13 protein-coding genes are annotated in these 12548 nt (G+C 57.3%); 9 read left to right on the top strand and 4 right to left on the bottom strand.

Annotation, left to right across the window (positions count from 1 at the left end):
* Positions 1-61: 61 nt before the first annotated feature.
* The 3 genes from ACR0AM_RS16050 to ACR0AM_RS16040 are packed head-to-tail and all read right to left on the bottom strand — an operon-like array spanning position 62 to position 3616.
* A complete protein-coding gene (locus tag ACR0AM_RS16050; protein ID WP_480484751.1) occupies positions 62-1444 on the bottom strand; it encodes an ATP-binding protein in 1383 nt (460 codons plus the stop codon).
* A gap of 18 nt (positions 1445-1462) precedes the next feature.
* Positions 1463-2881, bottom strand: a complete 1419-nt coding sequence (locus ACR0AM_RS16045; protein ID WP_480623449.1) for a dihydrolipoyl dehydrogenase family protein — start codon at positions 2879-2881, stop codon at positions 1463-1465.
* Positions 2882-2884: 3 nt separating this feature from the next.
* A complete protein-coding gene (locus ACR0AM_RS16040; RefSeq protein ID WP_480623448.1) occupies positions 2885-3616 on the bottom strand; it encodes a TVP38/TMEM64 family protein in 732 nt (243 codons plus the stop codon).
* Positions 3617-3912: 296 nt separating this feature from the next.
* On the opposite strand from ACR0AM_RS16040, the gene rpmH reads away from it, so the two are divergent.
* The 3 genes from rpmH to yidD are packed head-to-tail and all read left to right on the top strand — an operon-like array spanning position 3913 to position 4729.
* Positions 3913-4047, top strand: a complete 135-nt coding sequence (gene rpmH / locus ACR0AM_RS16035; protein ID WP_005980833.1) for a 50S ribosomal protein L34 — start codon at positions 3913-3915, stop codon at positions 4045-4047.
* Between the two features lie 26 nt (positions 4048-4073).
* The gene (rnpA, locus tag ACR0AM_RS16030) at positions 4074-4499 is read left to right on the top strand and encodes a ribonuclease P protein component (protein WP_480623447.1); all 426 of its coding nucleotides are present in this window, start codon (positions 4074-4076) and stop codon (positions 4497-4499) included.
* Positions 4496-4729 (top strand): membrane protein insertion efficiency factor YidD, encoded by a 234-nt coding sequence (yidD, locus tag ACR0AM_RS16025; RefSeq protein ID WP_209505895.1) that lies wholly within the window; start codon positions 4496-4498, stop codon positions 4727-4729. The genes rnpA and yidD overlap by 4 nt, the downstream gene beginning before the upstream one ends.
* Here yidD and ACR0AM_RS16020 read toward each other — a convergent pair.
* Positions 4726-5661 (bottom strand): alpha/beta fold hydrolase, encoded by a 936-nt coding sequence (locus ACR0AM_RS16020; RefSeq protein ID WP_480623446.1) that lies wholly within the window; start codon positions 5659-5661, stop codon positions 4726-4728. The two genes, yidD and ACR0AM_RS16020, sit on opposite strands and share 4 nt — an antisense overlap.
* Before the next feature lie 114 nt (positions 5662-5775).
* Here ACR0AM_RS16020 and ttcA point away from each other — a divergent pair, with 114 nt between their 5' ends.
* The 6 genes from ttcA (at position 5776) to argB (ending at position 12534) form a co-directional block, all read left to right on the top strand.
* A complete protein-coding gene (gene ttcA, locus ACR0AM_RS16015) occupies positions 5776-6669 on the top strand; it encodes a tRNA 2-thiocytidine(32) synthetase TtcA (RefSeq protein WP_480623445.1) in 894 nt (297 codons plus the stop codon).
* A gap of 65 nt (positions 6670-6734) precedes the next feature.
* The gene (locus ACR0AM_RS16010; protein ID WP_480623484.1) at positions 6735-8270 is read left to right on the top strand and encodes a putative bifunctional diguanylate cyclase/phosphodiesterase; all 1536 of its coding nucleotides are present in this window, start codon (positions 6735-6737) and stop codon (positions 8268-8270) included.
* Positions 8271-8396: 126 nt separating this feature from the next.
* Entirely contained in the window at positions 8397-10226 is a 1830-nt protein-coding gene (yidC, locus tag ACR0AM_RS16005) for a membrane protein insertase YidC (protein WP_480623483.1), read from the top strand.
* Positions 10223-10960: an MOSC domain-containing protein gene (locus ACR0AM_RS16000; RefSeq protein WP_480623444.1), complete on the top strand. Its 738-nt coding sequence runs from the start codon at positions 10223-10225 to the stop codon at positions 10958-10960. Before yidC ends, ACR0AM_RS16000 begins: the two co-directional genes overlap by 4 nt.
* Positions 10957-11610, top strand: coding sequence for a ribosome biogenesis GTP-binding protein YihA/YsxC (gene yihA / locus ACR0AM_RS15995; RefSeq protein ID WP_480559544.1), 654 nt, complete (start codon positions 10957-10959; stop codon positions 11608-11610). Before ACR0AM_RS16000 ends, yihA begins: the two co-directional genes overlap by 4 nt.
* 60 nt (positions 11611-11670) lie before the next feature.
* Positions 11671-12534, top strand: a complete 864-nt coding sequence (gene argB / locus ACR0AM_RS15990) for an acetylglutamate kinase (RefSeq protein ID WP_480474030.1) — start codon at positions 11671-11673, stop codon at positions 12532-12534.
* Positions 12535-12548: the final 14 nt, after the last annotated feature.

Here is a 12548-nt window from a genome sequence, read left to right as displayed (position 1 = left end):
TTGGTGAGGCGCTGTTTAGACCTGTGGTCAAAGACGTGCAAGCCGATTCTTCAAAAAAAAATCAAAAAGTCATGTCTCCGCGCGGAAGCCTTATTTCAAAGATCGTTCCATCGGGTCCGGTCTCCTTCAGTGTCAGGTTACCGCCATGCCCGCGCACCAGTTCCTGTGAGATTGCAAGGCCCAGGCCAGAGCCTCCTTTGCGGACCCCACCCTGAAACGGTGTGAACAGGTTTTCACGTGCTTTTGGCGGAAGACCCGGCCCGGTGTCGCGAATTTCAAGACACCAGGCATCCTGATATTCACACCCGACGATGGTGATGTGACCCGGCTTACCCGAGGCTTCCAACGCCTGTCTTGCGTTACGCACGAGGTTCATGATGACACGAAACAACTGCTCGGGGTCGGCGCGGGCGATCAGATCTTCCGGCACTTCGTTCACGATCTCGACGCAGCCCCCTGCGACCGCCAGCTGTTCGCTGGTGGCGACATCAGCCGCAATTGTCCGCAGGGGCACCATCGTCAAGGTGGGCGCAGGTTCTTCTGCACGGCCGAATGCCAATGTGCTTTCACACAGCGATACAGCACGGGTGATCGAATTCACCAACTTCGGAGCCATTCGCCGGACCAGCGGGTCATCACTGGATTCGATCCTGTCCGTGAACAGCTGCGCCGATGTCAGAATGTTGCGCAGGTCATGGCTGACCTTTGCAACCGCCCCACCCAGTTGCGCCAACCGCTCGCGCTGTTTGAGAGCCTGCGTCAGTTCCGTTTGCAGCATCTTCAGCGCTTCTTCCGCCTCGCGCAATTCTGTCACTCTGGAATTCGGAGAGATGATGCCGCGCGCATCTTCGGGTGCGCTGGCATAGCGCTGCATATATCCAACCACGCTTTTGATGGGCCGGACAAGAACCACGCGCACCGCAAGGAACAGTAAGGACGCCGTGATGATCGAGATGACAAAGGACAGCCCCAGAATGCGCAGGCCGTAATCAACCATCGCCATACGGAGGGGAGCGCTGTCGATGGTGACCTCGATCAGCAGTCCCGCGCCCTTGACCGGCTCGCCAATGATACGAATGACTTCATTTTCAGGTATGAATATCCGGCTCACCGCATCCCGGATCAAAATCCATGGACCGGCATCCCGTAGATCAAATGTTTTGGTGATTGCCTCTGGAATCGGAGACGACAGCATGAGTTGGCGGACTTCATCCCGACGCAACACAACGTTGTAGACACCGGCATTCGCCAGCAATTCCGCCTCAAGATCTTCGGCCAGCATATCATCTGCCAACAAAGCCAGCGATGCGATCTGAGCGCGTTCCAGACGGTTCAGTAGGAAATCCTCGCGGAACCGGGCTATCGACGGGACAAAGATCAGGATTTCGGCCAACATAACGAAGACCGTCGTCAGGATCAGAAATCGGCCCGACAGCGAGTTCAATTTACGCTCCTTTACAGGTCAGGGAATCCAACGCTGAACAAACCTGACCACACGTTTAACTGTCTGATTCTCAAACAGCCTTGGAGAGAAATAAGCGCCAGCAACGCGTTTGTTAAGCTCTCCGATTGTCGGATAGGGTGAAACCATAGCAGCGATCTGTCCCATCTTCAGATTATTGGCCAAAGCCAGCGACCACATGTTTATCAACTCGCCCGCCTGATGGCCCACAATCGTGGCGCCGACGGGCCTGCCCTTCACCACCATGACCTTTATGAACCCTTTGGTTTTGCGCTCGGCCAAAGCGCGGTCATTGTGGTGAAAATCAAAGCGCGCAACCTCCAGCCTGTCGCCATGCCGGTCGCGGGCCTGAGCTTCGGTCAGACCTACCTGTGCCAGTTCAGGATCGGTGAACGTTGCCCATGGGATATGCGCCGTTTTCGCCCTGGTGGGCAGGCCGAACAAGGCGGATCGAATGATGATACCCGCATGATACCCGGCAACATGGGTGAATTGCAGCCCCCCCACGACATCGCCAATCGCATAGACCCGGCGGTTTGACGTCCGCAAGCTGCCATCCGTCTTGATTCCGTTTCTGGTGCGGTCAATTCCCGCCGCAGTCAGGTTCAGACGCTCGATATTGGCTTTGCGCCCTGCAGCGATCAAAAGGTGAGAGCCCCGGTGAATATCGCCGTTCTCGGTCACGACCTCCACAACGCCATCCTTTCCGCGAATCTGGGCCACCACGGCGTTTTCGTGGATCACGACACCTTCACTGCGCAAAGCCTCCAGCACAACGGACGCGGCCTCGGGGTCGTCTTTGCCCAACGCCTTTTGCCCTTCAACGACTGTTACTTTACAGCCCAAACGGACATGAGCCTGCGCCATTTCCATACCCACAGGACCACCGCCAATGATCAGCAGGTGTTCCGGACGCTCGCGCAGGTCGAAGATGGTTTCGTTTGTTTGATAAGATACAGTGTCCAGACCAGGGATTGGCGGAACCATTGGCGACGACCCGGTCGCAATCACGATCCGGCGCGCGGTGATGACATGATCTCCGGCCTGCACTTTGGTCGGGGAGATAAAGCTGCCATATTCGCGGATCACCTGGACACCCAAACCTTCAAAGCGTTCCTGGCTGTCCATCGGTTCGATCTGGGCAATCACATCCCGCACATGATCCTTCGCCGCCGCATAGTCGATCTGAGGGTTTACATCGGCCACGCCAAACGCGGCGGAATGCGCCTGACCAAAGGCCGCTTTGCCGCTTGCGATCAGCGCTTTCGACGGGACGCAGCCGAAGTTCAGGCAGTCGCCGCCCATCTTGTGCCCTTCCAGAAGGATCACCTTCGCACCCATCTGGCTGGCACCGGCCGCAACCGATAACCCACCGGACCCGGCCCCAATGACCAGGATATCTGTCTTGAGGTGTTGCATGGGTCAGGCGTCCTTTCCGCCACGCAGGGACTTGATGACAATCGGCAAAGCAGCCAGCACACACAAGCCGACAATGGGGCCAATGACGAAGGGTTCCCACAACAAAGATACGTCCGGTGTTTCGCCACGGTCGAACACACCGCCCAGCCCAACGCCGATCCAGGTGTAAACGATACCCCCCGGAATAATGCCCAGCGCCGTCGTGATCAGAAAATTGCGAAATTTGACGCCCACCAGCGCAGGCACCAGATTGGCCACAAAGAACGGCACAACCGGGACAAGCCGCAGCAGGAACAGCACCGAGATTTCGTTCTCGCGCAACCTGTCTTTCAGCTTCCCAATCGTCCCCTTTGAAGCATCCAGCCGGGCCGTCAAAGCATTGCCCAACCCCCAGCGGGCAGCCAAAAAGATGGAGGATGCGCCAATAGTGGCCGAAAATACATTGAACACCGTTCCGGCAAACAGTCCAAACAGGAACCCACCTGTCATCGAGGCGACAGCAGCCCCGGGCAGCGAAAACGCGACGATTACGATATAGACGGCAACGAACCCGGCCACCATGGCCCAATAGTTTGCGTCCCGCCACGCCAGCAACGCTTCGCGGTTGTCGCGCAGGGTTTCGAATGTCAGGTAATCACCCAGCGTGAAAAACCCCACCGCGGCGACACCGAGAATCACCAGCAAGGGGATATGACGCGCCAACCCGTTTCGTGGAGCCTGGCTTGTTTCGGACATCTGGCCTTCCGGTTCTTCTTGTTTCATCTTACGCCCAACATGTGCTGCTTGCGCTTTTGGCAACAGGGGGTTCACGTGGCCTTGATCTATGTGGCCGCGAACGTGACAGTTTCAGACGATAATCGACCGATTTGAAATCTTTTCAGCAATCGGTTTACAGAATTGTTGCAAAAGCCGCGAAAACCGGGCCGTTGGGGTTTGACTTACACTTCGCTTGGCAGTAGAGGACGGGCTTCGAACACTAGGGCCAGGCGAATCCGCGCCGCACCCGACCGCTATAGATTGGAGACGGAGCGATGAAACGCACCTATCAGCCTTCGAACCTGGTTCGCAAACGCCGCCACGGTTTCCGCGCGCGCATGGCCACAAAAGCCGGCCGCAAGATCCTGAATGCGCGCCGCGCCCGCGGCCGCAAATCGCTGAGCGCGTAAAACCGCCCACTGATCAGGGTATGAACATGATGCCGCCGGAGGCCCCTGAGGATGGTAAGAACCACCCCGGGAATACGCCCCCGGCGGCTTCTGTTTGTCTACCCACATCTCTGACGATCCTAAAAAAAAGAGCCGATTTCCTGAAAGCCGCGCGCGCGCGCAGACAGGGAACGTCTTCGATGATGGTGCAGGCCCGCCGACGCGCTCCGGATGAAGCGGTCGGGCTGCGCGTTGGCTTTACCTGCTCAAAGAAAGTCGGAAATGCCGTGGCCCGCAATCGTGCCAAGCGCCGCCTGAGAGAAGTCGCACGGGCGGTCTTGCCTGTGTCCGGTCTTGAGGGATGGGACTATGTGCTGATCGGGCGGGCTGATGTAACCGCCGATCTTCCTTATGATGTCCTGCTGAGCGACTTGCGGTATGCGCTTCGCAAAGTGCATGCGGGCCAAAAATGACCTTCCTGTCCCATATCGTCGCCCTGCCCGTTCGCGCGTACCGGCTGATTTTCAGCCCCTGGGTTGGTTTCAATTGCCGCTATCAGCCCACATGCTCGGCCTATGCGCTGGAAGCATTGGAAAAACATGGCGCGATCCGGGGATCATGGCTGGCTGCGCACCGGATATGCCGCTGCCATCCCTGGGGCGGTGACGGTTACGATCCGGTGCCCGACAATACAGACCCTTAAATCAACGCCAGATTGCCGCGGTCGGTGAAGCTGCGGGTCGGAATGACCTCTCGGTCCAGTTTTCCCATCAATGTATGGTGCAGGTCTTCGAAAAACCGGGGCGAGTCAAAATACCAGTTGTGTGTCGCAGATGGCCCATCCCCGTATTCATCGCGGGTATTTTTGAAATAGGACCCGCAATACAGATTAACCGCTTTTTCAGGCCGGTCGTTTGGCATTCCGACACGGCCCAGTCGGCGCGATACTCCGACACGCTTGACCTCTGAGATCGACAAAACCTCGTCAAACGGGCTGTAATAACATGTCAGCCTAGTACAACGTCGCATCAGAGAGGACGTCTTGGAACTGCCATCGCGGAACGATTTCGCGGATACATCCGCCGCGACAAACGCGATCTGGCTGGTCATCCAGCTGTGTTGCGCGGTTTCGTGGTCGTCATCGGCATAATCCATGGCTTCTCGCACCAAGAACGTGCCCATGGAATGTGCCAGAACATGGACGTTGTACCGGCAATCCGCAGTCTGCATCCGGGACAGCCGCGTGATCCCGTGACTGAACAATTTCTCTGCCGCACGCCGCGCGTCAGCCCGGTCAACGTTATAGCCCAGAACAGATCCATCGCTTGGCCAGTCATAGCTGATGACCACACCGTTAAAGCCATGCATCTCAAGACCGGTGCGAATTTTGCGGTGACGTTCCAGCATCTGGTATTGCTCGGTATTGAACCCGTGCACGAAGACAACAATATGCCCGTTCTCGGTAGCCGTCGCCCCGGCTTCGGCCTGAATCCGGCTTATCCATTGAGATTGCGGTATTTCATGCTGCCGTGCCGGTTGCCCGACATTCCCCGGAATAACCAGATATCGCGCGGTGCCCATCTTATTTGAATAGTGTTCGCCGCTGCGGGCGCGGACGGAAAAGAAATAGTCCATAATATACCTCCTGAAAAATACGCGCAGGGTAACACGGGTGTAACTACTCTCCAAATGCGGTTGATCCTGCTTCTACGCCTTGCCCGGGCCTTCTGTCCGCTGTAACCACGGCGCATGTTTGATGATGCAGACGATATCCACCCGCTGTTTGCCGGCGCGCCCTCGACAACCGAGTTCAAGAAGCTGCGTAAACGCATTGTGCGCCAGACCCGTGAAGCGATCGAGCAATACGGGATGGTGGATCCGTCCGCCCACAAAAAGGATGGTAAGCCACCCCGCTGGCTGGTGTGCCTTTCGGGTGGCAAGGACAGCTATACATTGCTGGCCGTTCTCTACGAGCTCAAGTGGCGGGGCCTGTTGCCTGTCGATCTGCTGGCCTGCAATCTGGATCAGGGCCAGCCGGGCTTTCCGGCGACGGTCCTGCCCGAGTTTCTGGGTCGAATGGACGTGCCGCATCGGATCGAATATCAGGACACATATTCCGTTGTGATGGACAAGGTTCCGCAGGGCCGGACCTATTGCGCCCTGTGTTCCCGTTTGCGCCGTGGCAACCTCTATCGCATCGCGCGCGAGGAAGGGTGCTCGGCGGTCGTCCTGGGGCATCACCGCGACGATATCCTTGAGACGTTTTTCATGAACCTGTTCCACGGCGGACGCCTGGCCACGATGCCGCCGAAACTGGTGAACGAAGAAGGCGATCTTTTTGTATTCCGCCCGCTCGCCCATGTCGCCGAAGCCGATTGCGAGAAATTTGCCAAGGCGATGCAATACCCGATCATTCCCTGTGACCTGTGCGGCAGTCAGGATGGGTTGCAGCGCCAGCAGGTCAAACAGATTCTGGATCAATGGGAAAAGAACAGCCCGGGTCGGCGACAGGTTATGTTCCGAGCGTTAACAAACGCGCGGCCATCGCACCTTCTGGATGGAAAGCTGTTTGATTTCATTAACCTTTCACGAAATTCCGACGAAAAATCTGGGAACTTAGAAGAGATTCCGCTTCTGCGTTAACGACTGACTTAGACTGGTTTCATAGGCTTTGCCTTGTGCAGATCATGCCCAAGGCCAGAAAGCTGATGCGGAACCATCCCCTTACCGACCGTTTTGTCCATTCGTTGAAAACCGTTCTGGGCGGCCCAGCCGCGCTGGCCTTTGTTCCTGCGCTTTGTCTGAGTGCGTTTTGGATTGGGGGTGAACAGGCCCTGGTTGCACTGGCCCTGATTTTGCCTCTGATCGTCGCAGGCATCAATGCATTCGCAGCCGATCCGTCGCGTAAGGGGCTTTGGCGCCCCGGCGGTCTGCTGTCAAAGGACCAGTTTGAAACAGTTTTGGAGAAGGTATTTGCCGACGCCCGCCTGAAGGGGGAAAACTCGGCCTGTTTCGCGGTGGTTCTGGATGACTTCACGCAATTGCTTGATCTGCACGGACAGGCGGCGGCAAACCACGTTGCACAGCAATTCTGCTCGCGCGTTTTGTCCATGATCCGCTCCAATGATTGCGCAACCCGGATGGGTGGAAACAGGATGATGGTTGTTCTGCACCCGGCACGGCAACTGGATCTGGAAGCATGTATTCAGATGTCGGGCCGTATGCAAAACGCCGTTGAAGACCCCATCATGTTGAATGGCACCGGCGTGTATATGTCCTGTTCCATTGGCTTTTGCCTGAGCAGCAATATCACTGACGGCTCGGCAATCGAATGGCAGGAAGCCGCAAATAACGCCCTTTTGGAGGCGCAACAAAATGGGCCTTCCACGATTCGCGCTTTTTCCTCTCAGACGCGCAGACGGGCGCAGGTCAGGATCAACTTGCGCAAAGAGTTCGAAGCGGCGCTGGACAGCGGTGAAATCCGCCCGTGGTTTCAACCCCAGATCTCAACCGATACTGGGCGTATCAGTGGGTTTGAGGCTCTGGCCCGCTGGGAACATCCGAAAAAAGGGGTTCTTGCTCCCAATGTGTTCCTGCCCTTTGCCGAACAGGCCGAACTGATGGACCGGCTGGGGCAGGCCATGCGGCATCATTCCTTCTCTGCAATGCGCGAATGGGATCGGTCCATGCTGTCGGTGCCGCGCATCGGGATCAATTTCTCATCTGACGAACTGCGCAATCCGGGCCTGATCGACCGTCTGAAATGGGAATTGGATCAATTCGATCTGACTCCTGACAGGCTGGCGGTCGAGGTGTTGGAAACCGTGTTCTCCAGACGGCCCGACGATGTCATCACCCGCAACGTCACCGGGCTTGCCGCAATGGGGTGCTGTATTGATCTGGACGATTTCGGGACAGGACATGCCTCGATCGGTTCTATCAAACGGTTCAACGTATCCCGTATCAAGATCGACAGGTCATTTGTTGCCAAAGCGGATCTGGACCCAAGCCAGCAACAGCTTGCCAGCGCCATTCTGATGATGGCGGAACGTTTGCATCTGGAAACTTTGGCCGAAGGTGTCGAAACACCGGGTGAGCACGCTCTGATGGCCCAACTGGGTTGCGATCATGTTCAGGGGTTTGGCATCGGCAAGCCCATGCCATTTGAGAAAACCAAGGATTGGATCACGTCTTACCGCAACAAGGTCGAAGGTGTTCCAAAAATCGGGCGGCAAACGCGGTAGGGAACCGGAAATCGTGACAAAGAAGACCCCTCCGTGACGAAATGGCGGGCGATTCCGCTTGACCTTTGGGTCTGCACTCTGTTGAACCCTGCGGGTGTCTTTCACTGCTCAAGGTGGCTGTCCCCGATGGACGATCAGAACAAGAACCTTATTCTCGCAACCGCGCTCAGCTTTCTCGTGATCCTGGTCTGGTTCGTGCTGTTCCCCCCTCCGGAACAGACGACAACGCCGGATCAGACTGAAATAACCAGCGTCGAAGGCAGTGAGGTTCAGACGCCCAGTGCGGCCGACACCAGTACTGTCGGAGAGGCAACTGCGGCAGCTGCCGAAGCTGAACCCGAGGCCGAAGCGCCCCGCATCAATATCGACACGCCCCGCCTGACCGGTAGCCTGTCGCTTGCTGGCGGTCGGATCGACGAGCTGTCATTGAAAGACTACAAGGTCTCGCTGGCCGAGGATTCTCCGATTGTCGAGTTGTTGTCGCCAGTCGGATCGCAATCCGCCTATTACGCCCTCTATGGCTGGGCCCCCGGCGCGGGCCTGACCGGTACAGACGTACCCGGACCAAATACCATCTGGACGCTTGAGCAGGGTGAAACCCTGGGTGTTGACACGCCGGTGACGCTGGCCTGGGAAAACGGCAATGGACTGACATTCCGCCGCACCATCGCGGTTGACGAGAACTATATGTTCACGGTCACGCAATCTGTCGAAAACGCCACCGGAACCGAAGTTGGACTGGCACCTTATGGCATTCTTGCGCGCCACGGCATTGGCGAAGACGGCGACCTGCCGGACCTGAAAAACTTCTTCATTCTGCATGAAGGTGTGATCGGTATGGCCGACGGCACTCTGACCGAAGTGGATTATGGCGACGTTCGTGATTTCGATATCGATCCGGACGAACGCGCGCAGGCCGAGGTATTCCAGGTCAAGGAAAACGGCTGGATCGGGTTCACCGATCACTTCTGGATGACCACGCTGATCCCGGAACCCGGTTCTGCTTTCAAGGCGGCTGCCAAATACGACTCGCGTCGCAAGATTTACCAGACAGAAACGGTACTTCCGACGCTGACCGTGGCACCGGGAACAACCGAGCAGGTGACAACGCAGCTGTTTGCTGGCGCAAAGGAATGGGAGACCATCCGCGAATACCAGGCTGACGGTGTGCAGAAATTCATCGACAGCATCGACTGGGGCTGGTTCTTCTTCCTGACCAAGCCGATTTTCTGGCTGCTGCACAACATTCATGCACTGATCGGCAATATGGGTTGGTCCATTATCGGCCTGACGCTGATCATCAAGGCAATCCTGTTCCCGCTGGCCTTCAAATCCTACGTCTCGATGGCGAAGATGAAGGAACTGCAGCCGCAGATGGAAGCCCTGAAGGAAGCCGCGGGCGACGATCGTCAGAAGATGCAGCAGGGCATGATGGAGCTGTACAAGAAGGAAAAGGTGAACCCCGCTGCCGGTTGTTTGCCGATCCTGTTACAGATCCCGATCTTCTTTTCACTGTACAAGGTGATCTTCGTCACGATCGAACTGCGTCAGGCACCGTGGTTCGGCCCCTTCCAGGACCTGAGCGCACCTGACCCGACCTCGATCATGAACCTCTTTGGCTTGCTACCCTGGGCCGGCCCGCAGCCGGACACCCTGATGGCGCTTATCTTTATCGGTATTCTGCCGCTGCTGCTGGGAATCTCGATGTGGCTGCAACAGAAATTGAACCCGGCACCAACCGATGCCACACAAGCGATGATCTTCGCGTGGATGCCGTGGGTCTTCATGTTCATGCTGGGCGGTTTTGCCAGCGGTCTGGTCGTGTACTGGATTGCGAACAACACGATCACCTTTACCCAACAGTATCTGATCATGCGCAGTCAGGGCTATACGCCGGACGTGTTCGGAAACATCAAATCCGGATTTAAGCGATTGCCGAACACGGACAAGAAATGAGCGGAACAGTTTCAGGCCTTTGGCGTCACCCGATCAAAAGCCATGGGCGTGAAGCCCTGAGCCAGATTACCCTCAACCCCGGGCGGACCATGCCCGGGGATCGCGTTTGGGCCGTTGCCCATGAAGCGGCCAAGACCGACGGAACGGAATGGGCCCCGTGTGTGAATTTCAGTCGCGGTTCAAAAGCCCCCAAGCTTATGGCGATTTGGGCGAAACTGGACGGCGAGCAGGTCACGTTGCACCACCCGGACCGCCCGAATCTGAGCTTTCATCCTGACACAGAAGAATCGGTTTTCCTGGACTGGGTAAAACCGCTTATGCCCACGGATCGCGCTGCGTCCGCCCGAATTGTCCGGGTGCCCGGGCGCGGCATGACCGATACCGATTTCCCGTCAATCAGCCTGTGCAACATGGCGTCTCATCGCGCTGTTGAACAAAAGCTGGGCCAGTCTTTGTCTGCGGCGCGATGGCGCGGGAACATCTGGTTCGAAGGTCTGCCTGAGTGGGATGAATTCGACTGGCTGGGCCGAGACCTTCGCATTGGCGAAACCGTGCTCCGGGTTCGCGAGCGTATAGTCCGCTGTCTGGCCACCACCGCAAATCCGGAAACCGGCGAACGCGACGCGGATACTCTGGGCGCGCTGAACAGCTGGGATCATCAGGATTTCGGCGTCTATGCCGAGGTTGTTCAGGGTGGTGAAATCCGCCTGAATGATACCCTGGAGGTGTTATGACCACGCTTCCGTTTCCGCTGGCCGAAGAGCCGGATGACTTCGCAAAAGAACGCGGTCGCAAACTGTTTGCCGGCCCGTCTGAATTTGTCAAAGGCGTAGTCGCCATGACGGGCCTGCCCGCTCCTGACCGGCTGGAGGTTTGCTTTGCCGGTCGCTCGAATGTCGGCAAATCCAGCCTGATCAATGCGCTAACCGGAACAAAGGGTCTGGCGCGTGCCTCGAACACACCTGGCCGCACGCAAGAAATCAACTTTTTCACGCAAGGCCCGGACCTCTATCTGGTGGACCTGCCGGGCTATGGGTATGCCAATGCACCGGTTAACGTGGTTGAAAAATGGCAGAAGCTTCTCAAGCAATACCTGAGCGGCCGTCAGACACTGCGCCGTGCCTTTGTCCTGATCGATGCGCGCCACGGGGTAAAACCGGTCGACACTGAAATCATGAAGTTGCTGGATACCAGTGCCGTGACCTTTCAATGCGTTCTCACCAAGGCCGACAAGGTCAAGGCCAACGAGCGCGAGAAGGTTCTGGAACAAACCCGTGCGGCTTTGTCCAAACATCCCGCAGCATTCCCGGAAATCGTCCTGACCTCGTCCGAAAAAGGCGACGGGATTCCGACCCTGCGCTCGATCATTGCGCATCTGGAATAGCTTCGCCCTTGGCAGCGCGGTGCAAAGGCCCTAACACGGACGGTCAGAGGGACCTTAGCAATGAAGACACGTGACATGAACCGGGACTGGATCGCCACCGCAGCAACCCTGAACAGCGCATTGCCCTATCTGCAGCGCTATGATGGAGCCATCGTCGTCATCAAGCTGGGCGGGCACGCCATGGGCAGTGACGAGGCGATGGAGAGCTTTGCGCGCGATGTCGTCTTGATGCGTCAGGTCGGCGTGAACCCCGTCGTTGTGCATGGCGGTGGTCCGATGATCAACGCGATGCTGGACAAGCTGAATATCCAGTCCGACTTTGTGAACGGCAAGCGCGTGACTGACACGGCAACCGTTGAAGTTGTCGAGATGGTTCTGTCTGGCCTGGTGAACAAGCGCATCGTTCAGGCGATCAATGGTCAGGGCGGTTCGGCCGTGGGTTTGTCGGGCAAGGATGCAAACCTGATGATCTGCGACCAGACGGATGCGTCGCTGGGTTATGTCGGCACCCCTGCCGAGATGAACCCGAAAATCCTGCATGATCTGTTCTCACATGATGTGATCCCGGTAATCGCCCCGCTGGGTGCGGGCCGTGAGGGTGAAACGTTCAACGTGAACGGCGATACGGCAGCCGGGGCGATTGCCTCGGCATTGAAAGCTGACCGCCTTCTGCTGTTGACTGATGTCTCGGGCGTCAAGAACGCGGCTGGTGAAGTGGTGACCGAGCTGAAAGCCGGCCAGATCCGCGAGATGACCCGCGAAGGCACCATCGCAGGCGGCATGATCCCCAAGACCGAAACTGCCCTGGACGCCCTGCGCAGCGGCGTTCGGGCCGTCGTGATACTTGACGGGCGTGCGCCAAATGCGGTTCTGCTTGAACTGTTCACAGAACATGGCGCCGGGTCTCTGATACGGCCAGACTGATCACTGCAACAGCC

It is taken from the genome of Ruegeria sp. AD9, from assembly GCF_056542305.1.
Note: the sequence above shows the minus strand (reverse complement) of the source record. Positions and strands in the feature narration are given on the sequence as shown.

Bases quoted from the DNA above. Each gene is read 5' to 3' on its own strand.
- ACR0AM_RS16045 (WP_480623449.1), bottom strand. From the start codon at position 2,881: ATGCAACACCTCAAGACAGATATCCTGGTCATTGGGGCCGGGTCCGGT.
- ACR0AM_RS16040 (WP_480623448.1), bottom strand. From the start codon at position 3,616: ATGTCCGAAACAAGCCAGGCTCCACGAAACGGGTTGGCGCGTCATATC.
- rpmH (WP_005980833.1), top strand. From the start codon at position 3,913: ATGAAACGCACCTATCAGCCTTCGAACCTGGTTCGCAAACGCCGCCAC.
- rnpA (WP_480623447.1), top strand. From the start codon at position 4,074: ATGATGCCGCCGGAGGCCCCTGAGGATGGTAAGAACCACCCCGGGAAT.
- yidD (WP_209505895.1), top strand. From the start codon at position 4,496: ATGACCTTCCTGTCCCATATCGTCGCCCTGCCCGTTCGCGCGTACCGG.
- ACR0AM_RS16020 (WP_480623446.1), bottom strand. From the start codon at position 5,661: ATGGACTATTTCTTTTCCGTCCGCGCCCGCAGCGGCGAACACTATTCA.
- ttcA (WP_480623445.1), top strand. From the start codon at position 5,776: ATGTTTGATGATGCAGACGATATCCACCCGCTGTTTGCCGGCGCGCCC.
- ACR0AM_RS16010 (WP_480623484.1), top strand. From the start codon at position 6,735: ATGCGGAACCATCCCCTTACCGACCGTTTTGTCCATTCGTTGAAAACC.
- yidC (WP_480623483.1), top strand. From the start codon at position 8,397: ATGGACGATCAGAACAAGAACCTTATTCTCGCAACCGCGCTCAGCTTT.
- ACR0AM_RS16000 (WP_480623444.1), top strand. From the start codon at position 10,223: ATGAGCGGAACAGTTTCAGGCCTTTGGCGTCACCCGATCAAAAGCCAT.
- yihA (WP_480559544.1), top strand. From the start codon at position 10,957: ATGACCACGCTTCCGTTTCCGCTGGCCGAAGAGCCGGATGACTTCGCA.
- argB (WP_480474030.1), top strand. From the start codon at position 11,671: ATGAAGACACGTGACATGAACCGGGACTGGATCGCCACCGCAGCAACC.